This is a genomic window from Mesorhizobium sp. B1-1-6, assembly GCF_006443035.1.
In the GTDB taxonomy this organism is placed as follows: domain Bacteria; phylum Pseudomonadota; class Alphaproteobacteria; order Rhizobiales; family Rhizobiaceae; genus Mesorhizobium.
In genome coordinates this window covers 169,487-192,116 of the sequence record NZ_VFWR01000005.1, presented here as the reverse complement: position 1 = coordinate 192,116, position 22,630 = coordinate 169,487, and the positions used below count along the sequence as shown (strand labels likewise).

The following is a 22,630-nucleotide window of genomic DNA, read 5'->3' as shown; positions in this document are numbered from 1 at the left end:
GCAGGTTATAGGCAATGCGCCTGCCAAAGTGGACAATCGCTGGGGTGGTTGAATAGCCGATTGCTGCTGCGCCGCGCCGATTTGATCGACCCATATAGCGTGCGAACGGCCGTCCCTCAGCCGGCTTGCAGTCGCCTAGCCGTCTTCCGCGAAGTGGGTGCGAATTTCCGAGCGCGCGAGCCGCTCTGGAAGTTTGCGGTCGGTGGTGGAACCAATTTCTCGGACTTACGTTGCAAATAGCTATTTGCGGCTCTGCCGCGATATCGGGAACTGAGCAGTGGGACTGTCTTGGCAACAAGGTCCTCTCTCGACGGGAGCCGTCGGTCGGTTTCTCGTCCCAGAAGCGTTGCCCAAGAGAATGTTATATGTGGAACGGCTGCGCCGGCGCATGCGCGTATTGTTTGGCGGGGTTTGGGTTGCCGAAAGCGAGGACGTTCTCCTACTGTTTGAACCCGCCCGCTACCCGGTAGCTTATTTTCCGGAGTCCGACATTTCAGCACATGTGTTGGAGCGGACAGAGCAGATCACCCAACATCCTGATCTTGGGTCTACTTCATGGTACACTGTCCGGGTAGGCGAGCAACACGTGGCCGCCAGAGGAGCGTGGCAACACACGAACCTCCCTGCCCATGCAACAGAACTCCAGGGACGATTGGCGTTCGCATGGCGCGCCATGGATGCCTTCTATGAAGAAGACGAACGAATCCTGGGTCATGCTGCCGACCCATACCATCGCATAGATATTCGACAGAGTTCTCGTCACCTCGTGGTCCGCTACAACGACCGCGTCGTTGCGGATACCAGGCATCCATTGGGCCTTTACGAATCCGGGTTCGCTCCACGCTGGTATGTCCCTCGTGATGACATCCACGAGTCCTCCCTCACAGCGGTAAAGCTTCAGACGTTCTGTCCCTACAAAGGGCTCTGCAGCTATTATTCTATTGGCGACGCTCGTCAGGCGGCATGGTCCTACACCGACGCCTATCCCGAAGTCCGCCGCATTGCCAACCTTGTGTCGTTTGAGCCGGACATAGTTCCGGTCTTCCTCGACGACGTTCAGCTTCATCTCGAGCCTGGCCAGACGGTCGTCCCTCACGGTCCTGATCGAAATCTCAATGTGGCCGAGTTGGAGCGGGCACCTGGTGGAGGCCCCGAAATGATTGCCGGCGGCTAGCTACCGGTCGCGATTAAACGGAGCGGAGCATGGCGCGACTATTGTCCGTGAACGTGGGGCTTCCGCGCAACATCTCTTGGAATGACCGCACCGTATACACCGGCATTTTCAAAAACCCGGTAGCCGGACGTTGTCGCGTTGGCCGATTGAATTTGGACGGTGACGGTCAGGGCGACCTCGCCGGGCACGGGGGCGAGCAGCGGGCCGTCTTCGTCTATCAAATCGCATCATATCGCTACTGGCAGAAGCACCTGAACAGGACCGACTTCGTCTATGGTCAGTTCGGCGAAAACTTCACGGTCGAGGGCTTGCCAGACGATGCAGTTTGCATCGGAGATCGATTTCGTATTGGAGGCGCGCTTTTCGAGGTCACTCAACCTCGCGTCACATGCTACCGGGTTGGCATCCGCATGGACGAGCCCCGAATGCCGGCATTGCTGACTTCCAGCGGCCGGCCAGGATTCTACTTCCGAGTTCTGCAAGAAGGCGAGGTAGGAGCGGGCGACGAAATCCTCAAGGTGGGCGAAGCGAATGAACGGGTAACCGTCGCTGAGCTGAATGCACTGCTTTATTCACCGGAACATCCCCGCGTCGAATTGGAGCGCGCGGCGCGGATCAAAGCGCTTTCGCCAGGATGGCGGGGTTCTTTTGAGGCTTTGCTGCGCAGCCAATCGACCGGCGTAGAGAGCGGCAATGCCGGGCTCGCTCCGCCAGCCGCGTTACACCCTGCTGCTCCCGGATTTCAGCCGCTCGCGGTGGCTGATCTAGAGCAGGAGTCCGTGGACGTCGTCTCTCTGTCGATGCGGCATCCCGATGGAAAGCCGCTCCCGCCCGCTCTACCTGGTCAATATATCGTGCTGCGCCTTCGCCCGACCCGTTCCAGTGCTGCGCTATTTCGCAGCTACTCGCTCTCGGGCCCACTCTCGGAAGAGCGCTACAGAATCAGCGTCAAGATCGAACCGCACGGGACGGCCGGCCTTTTTCTGCGGGATCATGTGCGGATAGGCGATCTTGTCGACGTAAGCTCGCCGCGCGGAAGCTTTACATTGCAGCCTGGGCAGAGCCCCGTGGTACTGCTCAGCGCAGGCATCGGCGCGACACCTCTTCTGGCAATACTATACGCGCTGGCGGCAGCCCGGGACACGCGGCAGGTCCTCTGGCTATACGCGGCTCGCGACAGACGGCACCATCCTTTTGCAGCCGAAGTCCGCCGTCTGATGGCCAGTCTCCCCCATGGTCGCAGTTATGTCTGCTATAGCAGGCCAGACCCGGTCGACAGACTCGGCGTCGATTTTGATGCAACCGGCCACCTATCACCATTGGTCTTCAATAGTGTCAGTATCCCGCAGGACGCGGACGTCTATCTCTGCGGACCTGTCGACTTCATGGCAGACATGAAAGAGGCGCTAGCCGCATCGGGCGTCGCCCCGGATCGCGTTCGTATCGAGATCTTCAACGGGAGCGAGCCGCTGAACCCCGGTGTTGTTGCCAGCGAGCGGCGCGCGCCACATCTGCCGGAAGGCGACACCGATGCCGGTCCGCTGGTCTCCTTCGCTCGAAGTGGTGTAGCCGCCCATTGGAACCCTTCAGTGTACCGGAGCATTCTGGAGCTGGCAGAGGCCTGTGACGTTCCCTCCCGGTGGTCATGCCGAACCGGTGTTTGTCACAACTGCGAAAGTGGGTTGATATCAGGCGCGATCGCCTATGAGCCTGAACCGCTTGAAAGGCCGGCCGACGGCAACCTTCTCATTTGCTGCTCGCAACCGACCCGTGATCTAGTCATCGATTTGTAAGCTAATCGAAGGGGACGGACTATGAAGTCTGGCACAGCCGCGTTCGGAATATTATCGCTTGAGGTTGTCACACTGCCGATAAGCGATATCGATCGTGCGCTCCGGTTTTATGTGGACCGGGTCGGCTTTGCGCTCGATGTCGACTATGCGCCGAACACCACCTTCCGTGTGGTCCAGCTCACGCCGCCTGGCTCCCACTGCTCAATACAATTCGGCAAAGGCGTTACGGACGCGCCCGCAGGGTCGCTTCGCAACATCTATCTTGTCGTTACGGATATTGAGACTGCGCGAAGCCGGTTGCTCGAACGCGGAGTCGAAGTCAGCGAACTCAAGCACAAGGCTCCGATCGACGGCTGGGGTGGGGCGTTCGCCCCAGGTTTCGACCCCAACCACCGAGACTATGCCAGCTTCGCGGGCTTCTCGGATCCAGATGGCAACACTTGGGTGCTGCAGGAACGGGGACACCCTGATGTGTGATGCGCGAGCAGCGCTGTGAAATCGCAAAAATGCTGCGGAGTTAGGCCTACTTTTGTCAGTTTCGCCGCGTTTCAGCCATTGGCGGTTCGGGATTCAAATAGCCGAGCAGACAGCAGATGCAGAGACCCAAGCCCGCAAGGGGGTACTTCAGCGCAATCATTGCAGCCACGCCGAAGAGGGCCAAGGTCGTAAAGGATCGGACGCGCATGAGCCTGCGTACTTTGGGCGAAATCTTGACGCTGCTTCGCCGATCGAGCAACTCCCAGATCAGCCCGATGTAGGTTGCATTCACCAGAGAGAAGGCGGCTGCGTAAAAGGCTACGGGCTGCGGCTCGAGTTCGCTCACCGCCATCCAAGCAGTGGATAGCGGAGCAGTGAGATCGAAAACAAATGCGCGAAATTGAACCACATGAGGTGCGGTGTCGTCTCGCGAGCGTAGCGCATGAGGTAGTGGTGATTGGCCCAGACGATGGCGATGAAGATGTAACTCACAGCGTAACTCAGCCACGTCGGCCACAGGGATAGCAACGCAACGAAAGTCGGCTGACCGGGTGGTCTCAACTCCAGCACCAGCACGGTGAGGAGAACGGCGAATACGCCATCAGAGAACATGCTCAGTCGTTTCTAGAGTCGCAGGGCAAGATATTTGCGTCAATTGGCTGTCGACTTACCTATCTCGGCTCGGAGTTCCGGCATTCAGGGTCTTGCGAGATAGCGTCTTCCCGTGCCACTCAAACCAAGCGCCAATCGGGAAGGCAATGAAGATCGATGATCCGCTCGGATCCGGCTCACATCTCTGCCGCCATGAACGCAGACGAAAACGACCACTTTCGGGAACGTTTGAAAGTTTGCTGAATGGCGGGAAAGAGGCGCATAGCAGCCGTCCAACAAACGCGCATTCGCCTTGCGCCGACCTCAAGCCTGAAGGGCACCGCCTCAGCCCCCCACTCCTTCACCGCCCCCTCATAGAGGGGGCTCGACGAAGAATGATAGAGCACCGGCAGCGGATCGATCAGCGCGCCTGCCATTCATAGACGTTCGGGCGCTCGGTAAGCGCGCCAACCGGCACGTCTTGTTTTCGCCTGCCACATCCGCTTCCGAGGCGCTCGCTCCGCGTGAACGGCTGAGCACTTCCCGCGCCGCGTCTAACGCGGGAAGTCTCCGTCTCTCCCGGCCTTACGCCTTGGCGGCGTTGTGTGCAGCCTCGAACACATCGCGTGCGGACGTCGTACCGGCTACGTGCTCCGTACTCGCGACGCCAAGGTCCATCCATCCCGCGTTCACGGCTTCGAACATTTCTTCGGCAGGTCCGGAGTGGCCTTTCGGGATGCCGAATTGCTCGAAGGCTTTCGCCCACCCTGCACGCGGGATTGCAAAGGCTTTCACGTCGCGATTGAGGACTTCACCCAGCTGTCCCGCGACGTCATCGGCGGTGACCATCGAACCAAGCTCGATGACGCGCTGGCCCGACCACGCCGGCCCGGTCAAAAGGGTTGCGACCTCCGCGCCGATGTCGTTCGTCGCGACCATGGTCGATTTGCGGTTTGTCGGATTGTAGTAGACCGGTAGCGTTCCGCCCTGCGCGACCTGCAAGCCGTAGAGGAAGTTTTCGAAGAACCCGCCGGCGCGCACAAATGCGATTGGCGATTTCAGGTCGCGAAAACCTCGCTCCAGAAGCGACAAGGCCGTGATCACTCCGTGTCCGCCGGTTCTGTTCGCGCCCATCGACGAAAGCGCAACCACGCGCGGCGGCGCTGCCTTGGTGAGCGCCTCGACATAATTTGTAATCACGCCCTTTGCTTCCTTGTAATCGGGCGAGGGCGCCCAGACAGGGGGCAACATGACGAACGCGCCTTCGACGCCTCCGAGCGCTTCCTCGATGGCTGCCGAATTATTCCAATCGCCCTCTACCAGCTCCACGCCCTTGCTCGCCCAGTTGGCTGCCTTCTCGCGATTGCGGACAAGCGCGCGTACTTCCTTGCCGTGCGCCAGCAGATGTTCTGCCGTTGCGCCGCCAACTTTTCCCGTGATTCCCATGACTAGAAACATGTGTTTTCTCCTGATGTTGAGGGACAGGGCACTGCCCCGGTTGGTTCAATGGATGAGTGGTAGAATGGCCCGGACTCGGGGATCGCGCAGATAGAGGCCGCCCCATGCCAGCGCGCCCAGAAGCAGGGAAATGATCTCCGGCGGCGACCCCAACTCACCAATGCGGACGTGGGCGCAGATGGCACCGCCCAAAAAGCCCGTCACCAGGATCGCGCCGAGGACGGCGGTGGCCGGAATGGCGTAGAGGATGGCGCAGGCGAGTATGATGGGACCCACGACACGGGTCAGGTCCAGCGCGAACCCGGTTTCCTGCAACATGCTCGCGATCTGTGCCGGCGCAAAAAGCTGGATGGTGCCGTCTGCCACCAGAACGATAACGACAAGCGCGCTCATGATCCGGCCGGTCCACAGGGCGCGATGCAAGGTCACGGTTTCGGCTGTCTGACGCGGGTTCATGGTTTCGGACACTTGTCGTTCTCCGATGGGGAGATCCCATATCCGAAACTTACTGTGCCTCCTGAGTGTGATAAACACCGAGGAAATGAACCAACTGTTCTCTTTCTGGAAAACAATACGAGGCACGAATGCAGAATCTCGAGCACGTCCTCATTTTCATAACGGTCGCGGAAATGGGCAGCTTCACCCGCGCGGCCGATAGCCTGGGCATCCAGAAGGGGAGGGCCTCGACGGCGGTCCGGAAGCTGGAAGAAGATGTCGGTGCCAGGCTCCTGCACCGGACGACGCGCAGCGTGCGGTTGACGGAGGACGGGCGCGCATTTCATGCCCGTGCCCGCGATCTGCTGGCTGAAGTCGATGATCTGCACTCGATGTTCGCGGGCGATCGCGTGGCGCTTCGCGGGCGTTTACGGGTCGATCTCCCGACCGAAGTGGCGCGCACGACGATCGTTCCGGCCTTGCCGGATTTCATGGCGGCTCACCCAGAATTAGAGCTGGAGATGTCGAGTACCGACCGGCAAGTCGATCTGGTTCAGGAGGGGTTTGACTGCGTCTTGCGACTTGGTCCCATCGGGGACGAGACGCTGATTGCCCGCCCGCTGGGCCTGTTGCGCATGGTCAACGCCGCCAGTCCCGCTTATCTGGCGCGCTATGGCGTCCCTCGGTCGCTGGACGACCTCCAGCGCCAGGAACATCGGACAATTCATTTTTCGACGATGCTGGGCGCGAGACCGCATGGATGGGAATATCCGGACGGCGACGGCTACGCGACGCTTCAGTTGCCAGGCGCGCTACACGTCAACAGCGCGCAGACCTACGACGCTGCTGCCGTCGCCGGCCTTGGCCTGATTCAAGCGCCACTCCTGGGGATTGGCCAATACTTGAAGAGTGGAGCGCTGGTGGAGATCATGCCCGATTTGCGTCGCCGGGCGATCCCCGTGTCCTTCGTCGTAGCACATCGCAGCAATCTGTCGCGCCGCGTCCGCGCATTCATGAAATGGATCGAAGATGTACTGGCGCCGTATCTCGAATAGCGGGACGAACATCTTCGTCCCGCCCGAAATTGCCATCCTGAGTATGTCTGCCGGTCGGCGGTCGCGGGCCAACAGAATGCGACACTGAAAACAACCGGGTTCGACATGAGATCTCGCTGCTCGCAGCCTATCCGGAGCCGCCCGTCTGGACGAAATCGAGGAGAGAGGAACCGTCCTCTCTCCCCCAAGTCCTCACGGGCGAACACGGATGACCGTTTTCCCCGCGCGTCGTTCGGTCGAGTTGAAGGCCGCGATCGCCTCGTCGAGGGTCGCGACTTTGCCGATGTTTGTCCGCAGCCGTCCGTCCCGCACCCGCTGGACGATTTCGCTCAGCTGGGCACGATCGGACTCGACGACGAAGTCGACCGCCAGGGCATCCACGGGCCGCGTCTCGGCCGGGCCGACGACGGTCACGAGCGTGCCTCCGGCTCGGATCAGGCCCGCGGACCGCTTCTGGATGTCGCCGCCGATGACATCGAACACCAGATCGACGCCGCGCACGTCTTCCAGGGTGTCGTTCTCGAGGTCGACGAATTCATTCGCACCGAAGTCGAGCGCCTTCTGGCGGTCGGCAGGGCGGCCCGTGCCAATGACGTAGGCACCGGCCTCTCGTGCGAGCTGCGTCACCATCGACCCAACGGCGCCGGCCGCACCATGCGCAAGGACGCTCTGCCCCGCCTGAAGACGGCCGTGCTGAAACAGTCCCTGCCACGCGGTCAGGCCCGAGATCGGCAGGCTAGCGCCCACCGTGAAGTCGACATCGCCCGGCAGTGGCGCGAGGTTGCGGGCCTCGATGGCGATATACTCCGCCAGGGTGCCGTCGCGATACCAATCGGCGAGGCCGAACACCCGCTGGCCTACCGAGAGCCCGGTCGTGCCATAGCCGAGGGCGGTGACCACTCCGGCCAGCTCGTGCCCGGGGATCGATGGCGTCCGGTCGCCGTCGACGCGATCGGTCCAGGTCGAGGGCCACGTCAGCTCGGTCGGGACGAACCCCGACGCATGGATCTCGACGACGACATCGTTTATCGCCGCCTGCGGCTCGGGCCGCTGCACCAATTTCATCCCGGCCGTTCCTGCAGCCTGGTCCGTCACTACGATCGCTTTCATGGGAATTGTCTCCTCAGACATTTGTTGGTTCGGGGTAATTTACGGGCGTGGAAGGTCTTCAATCTCTCACGCAATCAGCCATTGGCGCGGCGCCTTCCACGAGAGCGGCAGTTCTTGCCATCCTTGTCTCCGTAAGATCTGGAGTTGCCGGGGATTATGCAAAGTCCAGGACATCGGCCACCGGCATGCGCGGCTTCTGCGGCCAGTTGCCGGCTCGCTCCGGCCCGACGGTCAGCAGCATGACCGGCACTTCGTCTTCGGCCAGGCCGAACTCGCGGTGCACCGCCTCGGCGTCGAAACCGATCATCGGTGTCGAACCCATGCCCAGCGACCGGGCCGTGTAGATGATCGCCGCGGTGCCGAAGGTCGCGGAGCGTACCGCCTCGTCGCGCTGGCGCTGCGGCTGATCGTCATACAAACCGCGAGCGGGGATCTCCCATTCCGGCACCAGGTGCGCCGGCATGATGCCGGCCTCCACCACGGGCGCCAGGCGGGCTGGGACGGTGCTGGCATCGGCCAGCCTGCCGATGATGATGAAGGTCACGGCCGCATCGGTGATCGCCGGCTGATTCCAGGCGATCGGGCGCAGCCGTGCCTTGGCTTCCGGCGAGCGTACGGCGATGAAGCGCCAGTTCTGCAGGTGGAAGGAGGTTGGCGCGGACGTGCCGATACGCACCAGGTCGCGGATTTGGTCGTCGCTCAGGGTGGCAGCGGGATCGTAGTACTTGGCGGCGCTGCGGCTCAGGATCGTTTCGATGACGGCATTCGTCGCGAAAGCGTTTTCGCTCTTCCCGGTTTGCGCGAAGATCTGGGCGGCTACGCGGGTTGCGGGTCCGGTGGTGGCGAGGCAGTTCATTGGATGGCTCCCTTATCAAGTGATTGCGGAGCCTAATCTACGGGGAGGAGTGATTATCTCGAGACTGAATAAGCTCAATATGATGCGTGAAAGGATCAAATTGCCTTCCAGATACCGAACCGCGCATCTTACTCGCCCTTGTGCACCAGTCGCCGCCACTCCCCCGGCGTCATCCCCATCCTTTCGGCGAAGACACGCCGGAATGCCGAGACGGATTGATACCCGACGGTCTCGGCCACGGCCTCGGTGCTGATCGCCGGCTTCTTCAACTCGTTGGCGGCCAGGCTCATGCGAAGATCGGTCAACAAATCGAGGGCGGAGCGACCCAGCTTGTCCTGGAACTGGCGCATGAACGTAGCGCGCGACATCCCGCACAAATCGGCCAGATAGGGCAGTTTCCAAGGCCGTGCCGCATCGGCGAACATCGCGGAAATGGCTGGAGCAAGCCGTGGATTGCCGGCCAGGGCCAACAAGCCTTCGGGGGCTTTCCCGGATTGGCTCGCCGCGCGCAGTACCAGTGTGAACAGGGCCGAAGAAAGCGCGTTGAGAATGGCGCGTCCTCCGGCTCTGTCACCGGCGGACTCCATTCGCATCAGCGTCACCAGACCGGCCAGTTGGCTGGAGGCGGAGCCGATGCCGTTTTCTTCATCGCCGTCCATGGACCGCGCCACCAGATCCGCAGGCAGGTAGTTGCGGACCAGCCGATCATGGGGCGGTGCGATAAAAAATCGCCCACACAGCAGATCCAGCTGCTCGCCCCGGCCATCATTCTCGCTCAGCATCCATCCGGCAGCCCCCCGGCGTTGCTGGGTAGGGATTGGTATTTGCCCGCTGCCGTCGTGCAGCACATGCGCCGCGCCGTGAGGCAGCAGCACAATATCCCCGCTCACCAGCTCCCTTGCTGCTCTCGTGTCCGGATCCTCCAAAATGGCCCGGCCCCTGACGATGACATGGTAGGGAATTTCGTTTGCGGCAGCCTTGCTCCAGGCAATGCGCCACGGCGCACCGTAGGCGCAGCGGACCTCGAGCTGGCCGGTAACGGTGATGATTTGCAAGAGATGGCTGAGCCAGTCCACTTCAGACATTGGACCTCGAAAACCGGAAATGGTGAAGCATCTTATCGCAATTGTGCACTGGTTCTATCTGTCGCTCACATTTCCAAACCCGGCTACGCTCGCGCCTGGATCGCGAGCGAGCCACCGAGCGCCGCACGATCGGAACAGGGGGCCTGTATCAGGCGCCGCGGCCAAGTGCAGTTTCTTTCGCCTTTCAAAACGGATGCACGACCCAACCGCGCAGGCTATATTGTCGCATCGGGCCGACGTCATCGAAGGGGAGGGCATGACATGCAGGCAATGCCGATAGCGCACCACGTCGCCCAACCCGAGGTCGTGCCCTCCGTGACCGGCTATCCGGCCGCCGTCCTGTGCTGGCTGCTTTCGGCTGGCGTCTATATCGCGGCCAAATGGGTGGCGCCTGAAATGCCGCCCTGGGGCCTCTGCTTCTGGCGGCTGACGCTTGCCTGCGCCATCCTGCTGCCGATCGTGCACCGTCATCACGACGCGATGATCGGACTGTTGCGAACGCGCGTCGTGGAGGTCGTCGCGGTGGGGGCGATCGGCCTCACCCTGTGCCAAGGTATGATCTACCATGGCCTCAACGACACCGACGCCACCACGGCCGGCATCATCATGGCGCTGTCGCCTGTCATGACGATGGTGCTCGCCCGTTTCGTGCTTGGCGAGCCGCTCGGGCTGTGGAAGTCGCTAGGCGCGCTGGTTGCGCTCGCCGGGATGATTTTCATCGTTGCCGACGGCAACCTGACGGCGCTGCTGCAGCTCAAGTTCAACGCCGGCGAGCTGTGGATCGTCGGCAGCGCGTTCTGCTGGGGCCTGTACACCGTGCTTTTGCGCCGTGCCAAATTCGGCATCGAACTCCTGCCGATGGTCGTGCTGCTGCTCGGCGCTGGTGCGCTGGTCGCCTTGCCGTTCCATGTGTGGGAATTGTTCAACGACGAACGCTCCGCCATGGACGTCCACAGCATTCTCGCGCTCGCCTATCTGGCAGGTCCGGGCGGCGCCTTGATGTACTATCTCTACAACAAAAGCGTGGAAACGCTCGGCGCGAGCCGAGCGAGCATGCTGCTCTACCTGCAGACGGTGTTCGTCGCTGTGTTAGCCTATCTGCTGCTCGGCGAGGGCTTGCACGATTACGATCTGGTCGGCGCGGCCTTCATCGTCACCGGCATCGTACTCGCCACCGTGGTCAAACCCAGGCCAGCTCAACCACGCGTGGCGTAGATAAATCGAAGGTCAGGACGGTTCACTGTCGAAACAGGCGCGCAGCAAATGCAACCCTTCTTCGATGCGGGGCGTCGGAATGGCGCCATACCCCAGCATGATGCCGGCTCGCGGTATGGCGTTCACGGCGAACCGTGACAGGATCTGGACGGCGACGCTCCGATCGGCTGCGCGGCGCGCGACCTCGGCGATCTGGTCCGCCGACATTTTCCGGGCAAGAGCGGTGAGATGGAGCCCCGTTGTCGATCGGATGAGTTCGAGATGATCGGCAAAATCATTGGCGATGGCGTTCGCGATGATCTGGTGCCGTTCCCGGTAGATTGCGTTCACCCGACGGATGTGACGCGCAAAGGCGCCCTCATCGATGAAGCGCGCGAGCGCTGCTTGCGCCGGGGTCGATGAATGCCAGTCGCTGACGAATTTCGCTTTGTGCACGGCCGCTCGCAGCGATGGCGGCGTCAATATGAAGCCCAGCCGAAGCGTCGGCAGCATTGTCTTCGAGAAGGAGCCGACGTAGATGACCCGGCCTTTTGCGTCGAGCGTCTGCAACGGCTCGAGGGGACGGCCCCCGAAACGGAACTCGCTGTCGTAGTCGTCTTCGATGATGGCCGCGTTATTTCGCTCGGCCCAGGCCAGCAGCGCCTGCCGGCGCGGCAGCGTCATCGTCACCGAAAGCGGAAATTGATGAGACGGCGTGACATACACGGCTCCGACTCCGCGCGGTAGCGCATCAACGACCAGGCCCTGGCAATCCACCGGTACACCGACCACACGAATACCCAAGGCCTTGAACAAATGCCTCGGAGGACCGTAGCCCGGATCTTCAATGGCAATTGCATCGCCCGGTGCCAGCAGGACGCGGGCCAGGACATCCAGTGCCTGCTGCGTACCGTTTGTGACAATGATGTCGTCCGCAGCCGCCCCGATCCCTCGGGAGATGCCTATGTGCCTGGCGATTGCGACCCTGAGATCGTGATGTCCGGCGGGATGCTCGTAAGTGCCGGCGGTCGCTTCGCCCGAACGCAGCGCCCAAACCACCGACCGCCGCCACGCCCCGTGCGGAAACAGCGAAGCATCGCAAAACCCGGCGTGAAAGTCGAACCGAACCGGCTCGAATGCGGGTGGTGGGCTATCGCCTCCCAGATCTGGCGTGGCTGGAGCACGCCGGTAGATCGGCGTCCGGTCTTTTCTCGCCCGGCCGGCACGACCAATTCGCTGATGAACGTCCCAGACCCCTGCCGGGATGTCACGAACCCTTCCGCGGCGAGCCGTTCATAAACCACGGTCACGGTGGCACGCGACACGGCAAGCGTTCGCGCCAGTTCGCGGCCAGGCGGCAGAGGGTCGCCGGGCCGCAGCCGTCGATCCAGAACGGCGCGCCGTATCTGACGATAAATCTCGCCGCTGAGATTCTTGCGCCCGACCAGGCTTATGTGAAAGGTGGTCATTGTTCAGCAACTGGAATTGGTCTGACGCAGGCACTGGAATTCAGCCTGCCACCAGTCCTCCTGCGTCCTGCCGGCTTAGCGGCAGCGCCTTGCAAGTGTCGTCATGCCAATTGGAATTGGACTGGCCAAGAATCCATGAATTGGCACTTCTATCGGTCCTCTAGCCTCCTTACCATTGCTTCGGCGGCAAGGGAAGAAGCGGATGGCTGGCTATGGGAGGCTGAAATGCCTCGAGCGGAGACTCGAATCCATCACCCGTCGAGCGTGCGACTACCTTGGTCTGTGCCGAAAACCACAGTCGCGGCCCTCAAGACTTGGCAATTATCCGTCTCAAGAGGTCGGGCAATCGCGGATTTGTCCCCCGAGCTGTTGAGGGACATTCGGGTCCATGCCATCGATCTGCCGGACCACGGGGCCGATCCTACGCCGGTCGCCAGGCTGACCCTATTGCGCCCCATCGGCGCGGCCTTGCGAGCACAAGGCCGCCGCCGCGTGCTGGTGGACCATTCGATCGGCGGCATTTTCGAAACCCGCGCCGTCGAGATCACCGCGCGGCTCGGAAGCTGCGGACCAATCGTCAACATTTGGGGAGAGTGCCATGCCCAACCATCAGCGCTCTGCTACGCGCACGACAACACTTGCCCACCAGCCCGGTTCGATCCCGGGCGAGACAGGGCTGCGCGCGGCCGACCGACCAATCGTCACCAAGCAAGAGCTTCCTTCCGCTGTCCCACTGATGGCGCTTTCGACCGGTTTCTGGGCCTTCAAGACTCTGGCCGCCGCGCACGAGTTGGACCTCTTCAGCCGCCTTGCGAGCGGCGCCGCCATCACGGTTGCCGGTTTGGCGGAAGCGCTCGGCCTGCATCAACGACCGGCCGAGATGCTGTTGACCGGCTGCGCTGCACTTGGGCTCCTGGAGAAAACGGACGGCCGCTATCGCAACACGCCCTTAAGCGAAACTTATCTCGTGAAGGGTAAGCCGTATTACTTCGGTGGCTTCGTGCAGATGGCCGACAAGCGACTCTATGCGGGCTGGGGAAGGCTTGCAGAGGCGCTGCGCACGAACCGGCCAACCACATGGGATCCGGCAGTGCAATCCTCGATGTTCGAGGGCGAGGATCCTACGATGCTGGCGCTTTTCTGGGAGGCGATGCATTCGCTTTCCACGATGACCGCGCGCAAGCTCGGCGAAGCCGTGGATCTCAGTCATTTCCGCCGCCTCCTGGACATCGGCGGCGGATCGGGCGCGTACGACATCGAGCTTTGCAAACAATATGGGGCGCTGCGTGCGACCGTGTTCGACTTGCCGCATGTGGCCGCGATCGCCGCGGGAAAGATCGCCGAGGCCGGCTTGACCGACCGCATCGAGACCGCGGACGGCAATTTCTTCGAACAGCTTCCCGGGGATCACGACGTGCATCTCCTGTCGATGATCATGCACGATTGGGACGAGGCGAAGAACCGCGCCCTGCTGCGCCGATCCTTCGAGGCTTTGCCAAGCGGCGGCGCGGTCGTCATCAGCGAGCTTCTCGTCAATGATGAAAAGACCGGCCCGGCGCCGGCCGCGCTGATGAGCCTCAACATGCTGATCGAGACGGAAGGACGAAACTACACCCCGGCCGAGTATTCGGCGTGGCTCGAGGAAGCCGGATTCAGGCACGTCGAGACGGTCTGGTTCGATGCTCCCGCCGCGAACGGCGCCGTGATCGGCCGCAAACCGTAAGGCGCAACGTAGAGCGGATCAGGTGCGCCGCAATCGGCTGGCCGGGCTGCGTAACGGCAGCCCCCGACGGGAGCACGACAAAGGGCATAGGAGAAGCCAAGAACAACCAAGGGAGAAAACCATGTTTCCAGCGTCAGTTCGTCTCGCATTGCTCACGGCCTCGGTCGTCGCCCTTCCATCATACGTCGCCGTGGCCGACGACGCGCAGGTCGCGCGTGGCGAGTACCTGGTCACGATCGCCGGCTGCAACGACTGCCACACGCCCGGCTACTTCTTCGGCAAACCCGATATGTCGCGCTTTCTTGGCGGCTCGGATGTGGGCTTTGAGATACCTGGCGTCGGTGTCTTTCCCGGTCGAAACATCACGCCCGACAGGGAGACCGGCATCGGCAGCTGGACCCCGGAGCAGATCGTCGCTGCGATCCAGACTGGCCAGCGGCCGGACGGCCGCACCCTGGCGCCGATTATGCCCTGGCCTGCTTTTGCGCATCTCACAGCGGACGATGCCATGGCCATCGCGGCGTTCCTGCAAAGCGTGAAGCCGGTAAGCAACAAGGTCCCGGGCCCGTTCAAGCCTGGCGACACGGTGTCGACATCCAGGATGCGGATCATCCCGCCGGGCGGAACCGCTGCCGCTGCACCGAAATAGGCCGAAAACCGGCCTTCCACCGGACGTCGTGTTCGACGCCGCCCGGCGTCGTCCCGGAGCATGGCCAAAATGGCATCCGCGCCGGCCTCGCCATTCGCGGCCAGTCCCCACAACCATTTGCACACGCGGAACTGACGGCGGCAGATGCCGCATCCGCGCATCAACTGCTTCGTGCAAGCGCGCCGATGCTGTCGAGCAGCGGCTGTTGGTCGCCGACCCAAAACCAGTGGTCGTCACCGGCGATCTCGATGAACCGCGCGCCCGGGATCCCGGCGGCCAGGAGCCGCCCTGCCTCGACGCGCACGGCGCGGTCGCCGGACCGGTGCAGGACCACCGTCGGGGCCGAGACTTTTGCGAGCAGGGAACGGACATCGGTATCACGCAGCGCTTCGAGCAGACCCGCGACCGCGCCGGGGCTGGAGGCTGCCCTGAGCAATCCCGCCCACCAGGTCTCCGCCTGGCGGTCTCCGGAGAGGCTGGGGGCGAAGGTCTCGATTTCCGCCGGGCCGCCCCAGCCGGCGATCAGCCGCTGCTTCCACAGATCGTATTGCGCGGCGGTCAAGGCGAAGGGATAGTCCGACGCGCGGCTGCCTTTCGCGAGCGAGCCCCACAGGACAAGGCCGATGAGCCGATCCGGATGATCGATGGCGAAACGGACACAACCCGGCCCGCCTTCCGAGGCGCCGATGAGCAAGGCCCGGCTGCTGCCGGCCGCGTTCATGACTGCCAGAATATCCTGCGCTGTCGTTTCGACTGTGGCACGGACACCGACACGGTCGGAAAGTCCCATGCCGCGCCGGTCGAACAGGATCAGGCGGCCCAAGCGCGAAACCGCTGATATCCAGGCGCGGCAGCGTCTGTCTTCCCAGATACGCTCGACATGCGAAATGAAGCCGGGAACAAGCACGATGTCCGTCGGTCCGCTGCCGACGATCTGATAGCCGAGATGGATGCCGTCTACTTCGACGTAGCGCGTCCTGGGCACGTCCAAAGTGACATCTTGAGTTGGCTCCCGCACCAGGGCAAGCGTGGCCGGGTCCGGCGCTACGCCGAGTTCGTCTCGTAACAGCCGGACACAGCTTTCGGCCTGGCGCTCGGCTGCCGCCCTGTCCCCGGCCGCCAGGTGGGCGCGGATCAGGTGACGGTGCGCACTTTCGCTCAAGGGGTCGAGTGCCGCCAGGCGCGTCGCATGCACCACCCCGCTGCGTGGTTCGCCGCCGGCGATCTTCGCTTCGATGGTACGCTCCAGCGTCTGCACCAGTCGGCTACGCAAGGCCTCGCGCCTGAGACCCATTCGTCGAATTCCGGACAATCCGGGAGTGAGAAGCCGCCGAGATAGTCGCCCTTATAGATGTCGGCCGCCTCGTCGAGCGGGCCGACATTGCAGGCATGCTCGAAAATCTTGGAGTCGAGCTCGACGAAAAGCGCCGGGTGTAGGCTGAGGGATGCCCCCGTGGCGGCGATGACCTCCGTGCCGAACGCGATGCGAATTTTATGCAGTGTGCGCCGAAGGCGTGCTCGTGCGGCTTCTTCGTCGGTTTCGGGCCACAGAAGCGTGGCGGCGACCTCGCGCGCCACGGGCCCGCCGGCCTCGGCGACATAGATGAGGAGCGCGGCCGCCTTGCGCAAGGCGAGCTCCACCGGCTGCCCGTTCAGACGGAACTCCGGAAACCCCAGAAGTCGGAACTCCAATCTTTCCATCGACCCGTACGCGGCCGAGCGGGGACGTTCAGGGGACGCCGGCCTTCTATCCATCCCACGACGTCGGGCCGATCGGGCCCGATCAGGAGACTCCTTGGAGCGAGGAATGTCACCGGTCAATACTCTCAGCCAGCATTGCACGTCCGAGGCCATTGCCGGGGGTGGCGTTCCCATCGGCGTCAAGAACGCAGGGAAAGGAGGCTGAGACATGTGCCAATCCTGTCTCTCCTGGTACGCACGCTGCATTGCTCCCTACCTCGTCCACGCCGGCTGTTCGGCAAACGTGTTCGCGCGCATGCGAAGGCGCCTGATCCCGCGGGCGCAGGGCATTGTCGTCGAAGTCGGCTTCGGGTCCGGCCTGAACCTTCCCTATTACGACGCCGCCAGGGTGGAGCGGCTGGTCGGCATCGATCCCGACGGCACAATGCTTGGCCTGGCCGAACCGAAGATCCGTTCCCTGCCGTTCGACGTCGACTGCATCCGGGCCAGCGGCGAAAGGCTGCCCTTGATCGATGACCTCGCCGACACGGTCGTCGTCACCTATGCCTTCTGCACCATTCCCGACCCTGACGCGGCGCTGACCGAGATCCGCCGCATATTGAAACCTATGGGCCGGCTGATCTTCATCGAGCACGGCCAGGCCGAGGGGCCGCGCGGCCGCAGATGGCAGGAGCGGCTGAACAAGCCGTGGGGACAGATCGCCGGCGGCTGTCATCTCAACCGCCAACCGCTGCACTTGATCCGAGAGGCGGGCTTCCGCATCGTTGAAGAGGAGCGCGGGCGGTTCCCGCTGCCCTTCTGGCAATTGGGAAGCCACTACGCCGGCGTCGCGGTGCTCCGACAGGGTGACGGGCCATCACCCCAGGCCAGATCGTGCATTACGAGGTCCCACGCACATCCGCTTCCGCGCGGAATTGCCGATGACGGTCGTCGGCATCCCGTTCCTGATGCGCGAGGTCACAGAAGATGGCGTGAGGGACAGCTTCTCGCACCGGAGTTAGCCGACATTCAAACCGGGTGCATCCACGTCTCAGATGGGGCTTTGCAACCCTTCTGTTATCAGCGTTCCGATCATTGAATCATAAACCGCGAGCTGAACGGCAGGCTGGCTGCGCCGACGGCTTTCGGGCTGATGGTCACCCGCGCTGGCAACGCTTGGACAGCGGCAAATTCCCGGCCGATATCGGCGCACAAGGCCTTGGCGATTTTCTGCGGCGCATAGCTGGACAGGAGGACCGTCCTGAACTCGACAAACTGGGTCAGCGCCGAGATCGATGCTTTCAGGCGGTTTGAGCATTCCCCCAGCCATTCGGTGTAGGCCTCTCCAAGATCAGGCCACTCAGGGCTGCTGCTCCAGATGATTTCGGACGAGCGTCCGCGCATGGCCAGTTCGCTTTCCAGGCGCATGAGGCCATGATCGAAGCTGGCACTGGAGTTTCCCTTATAGATCTGGTGGTTGAGGATGAGCCTGCTCTGCAGCCTAGCTCCGAGATAGAAGAACAAATAGTCGTTCAGCGGCTTTGCGACGCCGAACATGCTCTCGCCGCCGGCCGCCGCGGTGATGTCGTTCTGGACGAAGACCGGCAGCTTGATCTGCTCTTCGATCTCGCTTTGCAAAGCCTTCAGGGACGTGCTCGATCCGTTGCCGGTTGCAGCCATGGCGTCGACCTCATCGGGAACGGCCAGCCCGATACCCGCGACCCGGCTGCGCGCCTCGACCGGCAGGCTCGTCATGGCTTGCCTGATCGTCGCAAGCAAATCGCTGCTTTGCGGAAACGGATTGGCTTCATCCGCGGGCAACTGCGTGTGGAAGCGCACGGTGCCGATGAAGTCGATGAGCGCGATGTCGATCCTGCGCCGGCTGAAGCCGACGCCGACCGCGTAGGCGCCTTCCGGGTTGAGTGAAAGCGGGATGGTGGGGGGCCCGACACGGCCGCGCTGCGCCTCGCCCTGCGAGACCAGCCCTTCCTGTTCGAGGGAGCGGACGATGACCGAGGCCGTCTGCGCCGACAGACCGGTCTTCTCGCCGATTTCCATCCGCGATATGCCCTCGTTCTGAAGCAGCAGCGACAGCACCAGACGCTCGTTGTAGCTGCGCACGCTCAACGCGTTCAGCCCGCTCGCACGATCGGCGATGCGCAAGGGATTGGGTGGTGCAAACCTCATGTCAGGCAAGGGTCGCCCCATCGGTAAGAGCGCATTGCCGGGCGGCGGTATGGTTGCTCATGTCGAGCGGCTCCAGCCGATCGCATCGACCGCGCGGGCGAGTGCGATGCCAAGCAGTCTGTGCGCTTCGGCATCGATGTGAAATCCGTCCGCTTCGCTGCAGGACACCACCGAGCCAGCATCGAAAAAGTGCAGTTCGAGCGAATCCGCCAGCACCTCGAACTCGAGCGCCAGCAGCCGCGATTTCTCCGGTGCGCCGGCGAAGATGGACTTCCACTCCTTGACGTCGTCCTGCATCGGCGGCGGTGCGACGATCATGATTTCGGGTGTGGTGCCGCCCGGACCGGGCGCCAGTTCCTTGATGTCGTAGACAAGGCAGCCGATGCCCATAGCCACTTCCGACGGCGGTTTGTTGAAGCGGATCTTGAGGTCATTGGTGCCGAGCATGATGATGACGAGGTCGAGCGTCGCATGGCTCTGCAGACAGGGGCGGAGATAGGTTCTACCGTTCTTGTGTGTCCCCTCGATCGGATCGTCGTGGACGGTGGTTCGACCGCTCAATCCTTCCTCGATGACATACCAGTCGGGGCCTAGCTGAGCGCGCAGTATCCCCGGCCAGCGCTCAGCCGGGCCATAGCGCTCGAGCGGCCCCTTGCCGGGGATCTGGCCGTGCGTGTTGGAGTCGCCGTAGCACAAGACTGATCGCATGATTTTCCCGCCGGGACTGACCGCGCGCCGGTGCAGGACGAGCGCTCTTCATGATGAATAGCGGAGTGGCGAAAGGCAAGCAACGGAATAGTCATTCAACATGACTAACTATTGACAGGTCAAACCCACTATGCTTCTAAAGTGCCCGGAGGAGTTCTCGACCGTCATCATTGTCCAGCCGAAATTGGGCCTCGACACACATGTGTTCGGGGGCGGGAGAATTGCGTGCATAGGTCGGTTCGCGACGACAAGCATGCATCGGGAGAGCGTCTCGCGGCCCGTGCGCGTCCGTACGGCCGGAGCAACCACAAGGAGGAGTTCAATGTTAGGATTGCTGAAAACCGTCGGGCTGGGGATGCTCGTTGTATCAGCGCTTGCCGTAACGTCCCTGGCGCACGCGGAAGATGTCAAGCTGATGGACGGCGTCGCGCCGCGCCCCGACGACACGCGCATGACCGAGGCCGGCGCATTCAAGAAGGATCCCCCTTGGGTCATCGGAATGAGCGACTTCGGCGTCAACGCCAACACCTGGACCGTGCAGGTCGCGCATGAGGCGGAAAATGCCGCGGCAAAGGACAAGCGCATCTCGAAGTTCATCCTCCTCGATGCCGGCTTCGATCAGAAGAAGCAGGTAGCCGATATCGAGGATCTGATCGCCCAGCATGTCGACGCGATCATCGTTCAGCCGGTGACCAGCACGTCGGCCAACGCCAGCATTGCCAAGGCGGTCGCCGCCGGCATCCCCGTCATCCTTCACACCGGCCGCATCGATTCCGATGCCTACACCACCGAAATCCAAGGGGGAGCCGAGCACTTCGGCAAGGTAATGGGCGACTGGCTGGTGAAGACCGTTGGCGACAACGGCAAGATCTGGGTCCTGCGCGGCCTTGCCGGCCACCCGGAAGACACCAACCGCTACAATGGGCTACTGGAATCGCTCAAGGGCACACATGTGCAGATCATCGCCGAGGAGCATGGCGACTGGCAGTATGACAAGGCCAAGAAGCTGTGCGAGACGCTCTATCTGAACAATCCGCAGGTCGACGGCATCTGGTCGTCCGGCGCCGACATGACGCGCGCCTGCGTCGATGTCTTCAAGCAGTTCGGCACGCCGATCCCGCCGATTTCGGGCGAGGGCAACAATGGCTATTTCGGCCAGTGGATCACGGATGGATTCAAGTCGATCTCTCCGGAATACAGCCCGGCCCAGGGTGCTGCCGGCGTGCGCGCCGCTGTAGCCCTGCTCGAGGGCAAGCAACTCTACAAGCGCTATGTCTACAACCCTGATGGCTGGGACAAGGACAAGGCCGCGAAATACTATCGCGACGACCTGACGGCCAATGTCTGGTGGCCGAGCGAACTCCCCGAAGACAAGCTCAAGGAATATTACGGCAAGAAGTGACACGCCGTGGCCGGCGGGGAGTGGACAAGCGTCCCCGCGGGCCCTTCCAGTGGTGAAGCGAGGGTTTAGTGGCCAATCTTATCGAGATGTCGCACATTTCGAAGGCATTCGGGGGAAGCAAGGCGCTCCACTCCGTTTCCCTCGATCTGAAGGCCGGCAGCGTTCACGCCCTGATGGGCGAGAACGGCGCCGGAAAATCGACCTTGATGAAGATCCTGGCGGGCGTGTATCAGCCCGATTCCGGCGGGATCTTCATGAATGGGGAAAAGCTCGATCTGAAGTCACCGCGCGCCGCGCTCGATGCCGGCATCTCGACCGTTTTCCAGGAACACTCGCTGCTGCCTAATCTGTCGATCGCCGAGAACATGTTTCTCGGCCGGGAGCCGACGAACCGGTTCGGCTCGATCGACTATTCCGCGATGAACAGCCGAACCGCCAAGGCACTCGGCGAACTCGGTCTCACGCTAGACTCCTCGCAACTCGTTTCCAACCTGACCATTGCCGAGCGGCAATTCGTCGAGATCGCGCATTGCATCCAGGCCGACGCCGGCGTGCTTATTCTCGACGAGCCGACAGCGGCGCTCAACGCGGCCGATGTCGATGTGCTCAACCGCAATATCCGCCGCCTGCGCGATAGGGGAAAGGCAATCGTCTACATTTCGCATCGCATGGAGGAAATCTTCGAGCTGTGCGACACTGTGACGGTGCTGAAGGACGGCGCACTGGTCGGCACCAGAACGGTGTCCGAGATCACCGCAGACGAACTCATCGCCATGATGGTCGGGCGCGAACTCCAGGACCTGTTCCCAGATCGCACGGGCGACAGGGGCGGCGAAATCCTGCGCGTCGAGAATCTCAGGATCACCGAGACATCGCAGCCTCTGTCGCTGACGTTGCACAAGGGCGAGATCGTCGCCCTCGCCGGGCTTGAGGGACAGGGCCAGCAGCGCTTCTTGCGCTCCCTCATCGGCCGCTACCATCCTTTTGCCGGGACGATTTCCATCAACGGCAAAACGCTCGACATGCCGCTCTCGACATCATCAGGCGTTCGCCATTTGCAGCAGCTGAAGGTCGGTTTCGTCCCCGAGGACCGCAAGGAGGAGGGGCTCTTTCTCGCTTTGCCGATCGCCCACAACATCGCCATCGGATTGCATTCGAGGCGACGCGAACTTGCGCCGGCGCGGCCCTATCGAAGCGTCATCGCCCGCATGATGGATGTCATGAACATAAAGGCGACAGGGCCGTCCGCTCCGGTCGGTTCGCTGTCGGGCGGCAATCAGCAAAAAGTGCTGCTCGGCCGCTACCTCGCCGCGGATCTCGATCTTCTCCTGGTGGAAGAGCCGACCCGTGGCGTCGACATCGGCGCCAAGTCCGAGATCTACCATCTGCTGCGCGACTTCACCCGCAAGGGTGGCGCGGTGCTGGCGCTGTCGCGCGAGACGATCGAACTGATCGGGCTGTGCGACCGCATCTATGTCGTCCACCACGACACAGTCGTGGCCGAAATGCCGGCAGCACAGGCGACGGAGCACAAGATCCTCGACGCGGCCCTGACGGGCGGCTCGGCGCGCCGGCACTAGGGGC

General features: G+C 62.4%; 21 protein-coding genes and 1 pseudogene. 10 read left to right on the top strand and 12 right to left on the bottom strand.

Annotated elements, in window-relative coordinates; genetic code table 11:
• Positions 1–358 precede the first annotated feature (358 nt).
• Genes FJ979_RS12290 through FJ979_RS12280 form a run of 3 tightly spaced genes read left to right on the top strand, consistent with a single transcriptional unit; the run spans position 359 to position 3,444 of the window.
• Positions 359–1,174, top strand: coding sequence for a DUF427 domain-containing protein (locus FJ979_RS12290; protein ID WP_246679304.1), 816 nt, complete (start codon positions 359–361; stop codon positions 1,172–1,174).
• Between the two features lie 29 nt (positions 1,175–1,203).
• A complete protein-coding gene (locus tag FJ979_RS12285; RefSeq protein WP_140581195.1) occupies positions 1,204–2,967 on the top strand; it encodes an MOSC and FAD-binding oxidoreductase domain-containing protein in 1,764 nt (587 codons plus the stop codon).
• A 21-nt stretch (positions 2,968–2,988) separates the two neighbouring features.
• Positions 2,989–3,444: a VOC family protein gene (locus FJ979_RS12280; protein WP_140515048.1), complete on the top strand. Its 456-nt coding sequence runs from the start codon at positions 2,989–2,991 to the stop codon at positions 3,442–3,444.
• Positions 3,445–3,499: 55 nt separating this feature from the next.
• On the opposite strand, the gene FJ979_RS32970 is transcribed toward FJ979_RS12280, so the two are convergent.
• The 5 genes from FJ979_RS32970 to FJ979_RS12260 form a co-directional block, all read right to left on the bottom strand.
• The gene (locus FJ979_RS32970) at positions 3,500–3,790 is read right to left on the bottom strand and encodes a hypothetical protein (protein WP_224684699.1); all 291 of its coding nucleotides are present in this window, start codon (positions 3,788–3,790) and stop codon (positions 3,500–3,502) included.
• Positions 3,787–4,056 carry a TMEM175 family protein gene (locus FJ979_RS32965; protein WP_224684700.1) on the bottom strand — a complete coding sequence of 90 codons (270 nt, stop codon included), beginning with the start codon at positions 4,054–4,056 and terminating at the stop codon, positions 3,787–3,789. The genes FJ979_RS32970 and FJ979_RS32965 overlap by 4 nt, the downstream gene beginning before the upstream one ends.
• Before the next feature lie 176 nt (positions 4,057–4,232).
• On the bottom strand, positions 4,233–4,472 hold the full coding sequence (locus tag FJ979_RS12270) for a hypothetical protein (protein ID WP_140566483.1): 240 nt from the start codon (positions 4,470–4,472) through the stop codon (positions 4,233–4,235).
• 148 nt (positions 4,473–4,620) lie between these two features.
• Complete coding sequence (locus FJ979_RS12265; RefSeq protein ID WP_140557292.1) at positions 4,621–5,493, bottom strand: NmrA family NAD(P)-binding protein; 873 nt, start codon at positions 5,491–5,493, stop codon at positions 4,621–4,623.
• Between the two features lie 45 nt (positions 5,494–5,538).
• Positions 5,539–5,961, bottom strand: coding sequence for a DoxX family protein (locus FJ979_RS12260; RefSeq protein WP_140581192.1), 423 nt, complete (start codon positions 5,959–5,961; stop codon positions 5,539–5,541).
• A gap of 116 nt (positions 5,962–6,077) precedes the next feature.
• Between FJ979_RS12260 and FJ979_RS12255 the strand changes: the two genes are divergently transcribed.
• Positions 6,078–6,983: a LysR family transcriptional regulator gene (locus FJ979_RS12255; protein ID WP_140581190.1), complete on the top strand. Its 906-nt coding sequence runs from the start codon at positions 6,078–6,080 to the stop codon at positions 6,981–6,983.
• A gap of 192 nt (positions 6,984–7,175) precedes the next feature.
• Here the strand turns inward: FJ979_RS12255 and FJ979_RS12250 are convergent, their stop codons facing one another.
• From FJ979_RS12250 to FJ979_RS12240, 3 genes are all read right to left on the bottom strand, one after another.
• Positions 7,176–8,093, bottom strand: a complete 918-nt coding sequence (locus FJ979_RS12250; RefSeq protein WP_140581187.1) for an NADP-dependent oxidoreductase — start codon at positions 8,091–8,093, stop codon at positions 7,176–7,178.
• Between the two features lie 154 nt (positions 8,094–8,247).
• The gene (locus tag FJ979_RS12245; RefSeq protein ID WP_224655865.1) at positions 8,248–8,949 is read right to left on the bottom strand and encodes a nitroreductase family protein; all 702 of its coding nucleotides are present in this window, start codon (positions 8,947–8,949) and stop codon (positions 8,248–8,250) included.
• A 128-nt stretch (positions 8,950–9,077) separates the two neighbouring features.
• Positions 9,078–10,034: an AraC family transcriptional regulator gene (locus tag FJ979_RS12240; RefSeq protein ID WP_140581184.1), complete on the bottom strand. Its 957-nt coding sequence runs from the start codon at positions 10,032–10,034 to the stop codon at positions 9,078–9,080.
• Between the two features lie 261 nt (positions 10,035–10,295).
• Between FJ979_RS12240 and FJ979_RS12235 the strand changes: the two genes are divergently transcribed.
• The gene (locus FJ979_RS12235) at positions 10,296–11,249 is read left to right on the top strand and encodes an EamA family transporter (protein WP_140581182.1); all 954 of its coding nucleotides are present in this window, start codon (positions 10,296–10,298) and stop codon (positions 11,247–11,249) included.
• 12 nt (positions 11,250–11,261) lie between these two features.
• On the opposite strand, the gene FJ979_RS12230 is transcribed toward FJ979_RS12235, so the two are convergent.
• A complete protein-coding gene (locus FJ979_RS12230; protein ID WP_210241469.1) occupies positions 11,262–12,287 on the bottom strand; it encodes a PLP-dependent aminotransferase family protein in 1,026 nt (341 codons plus the stop codon).
• A 1,008-nt stretch (positions 12,288–13,295) separates the two neighbouring features.
• On the opposite strand from FJ979_RS12230, the gene FJ979_RS12225 reads away from it, so the two are divergent.
• Together FJ979_RS12225 and FJ979_RS12220 are read left to right on the top strand one after the other, a co-directional pair.
• Complete coding sequence (locus FJ979_RS12225; protein ID WP_224619146.1) at positions 13,296–14,420, top strand: acetylserotonin O-methyltransferase; 1,125 nt, start codon at positions 13,296–13,298, stop codon at positions 14,418–14,420.
• 121 nt (positions 14,421–14,541) lie between these two features.
• Positions 14,542–15,069, top strand: coding sequence for a cytochrome c (locus FJ979_RS12220; protein ID WP_140581179.1), 528 nt, complete (start codon positions 14,542–14,544; stop codon positions 15,067–15,069).
• Between the two features lie 160 nt (positions 15,070–15,229).
• On the opposite strand, the pseudogene FJ979_RS12215 reads toward FJ979_RS12220, so the two are convergent.
• Positions 15,230–16,770 (bottom strand): annotated as a pseudogene (locus FJ979_RS12215) (alpha/beta fold hydrolase).
• A gap of 283 nt (positions 16,771–17,053) precedes the next feature.
• Between FJ979_RS12215 and FJ979_RS12210 the strand changes: the two are divergent.
• Complete coding sequence (locus tag FJ979_RS12210; protein ID WP_246679302.1) at positions 17,054–17,848, top strand: class I SAM-dependent methyltransferase; 795 nt, start codon at positions 17,054–17,056, stop codon at positions 17,846–17,848.
• Here FJ979_RS12210 and FJ979_RS12205 read toward each other — a convergent pair.
• Both FJ979_RS12205 and FJ979_RS12200 read right to left on the bottom strand, forming a co-directional pair.
• Positions 17,842–18,912 (bottom strand): ROK family transcriptional regulator, encoded by a 1,071-nt coding sequence (locus FJ979_RS12205; protein ID WP_224684945.1) that lies wholly within the window; start codon positions 18,910–18,912, stop codon positions 17,842–17,844. The two genes, FJ979_RS12210 and FJ979_RS12205, sit on opposite strands and share 7 nt — an antisense overlap.
• Positions 18,913–18,993: 81 nt before the next feature.
• Positions 18,994–19,644, bottom strand: coding sequence for an SGNH/GDSL hydrolase family protein (locus FJ979_RS12200; protein ID WP_140566495.1), 651 nt, complete (start codon positions 19,642–19,644; stop codon positions 18,994–18,996).
• A 322-nt stretch (positions 19,645–19,966) separates the two neighbouring features.
• Here FJ979_RS12200 and FJ979_RS12195 point away from each other — a divergent pair, with 322 nt between their 5' ends.
• The gene (locus tag FJ979_RS12195) at positions 19,967–21,046 is read left to right on the top strand and encodes a substrate-binding domain-containing protein (RefSeq protein WP_140560417.1); all 1,080 of its coding nucleotides are present in this window, start codon (positions 19,967–19,969) and stop codon (positions 21,044–21,046) included.
• A 68-nt stretch (positions 21,047–21,114) separates the two neighbouring features.
• On the top strand, positions 21,115–22,626 hold the full coding sequence (locus FJ979_RS12190) for a sugar ABC transporter ATP-binding protein (RefSeq protein WP_140581177.1): 1,512 nt from the start codon (positions 21,115–21,117) through the stop codon (positions 22,624–22,626).
• The last annotated feature ends 4 nt before the right edge of the window (positions 22,627–22,630 follow it).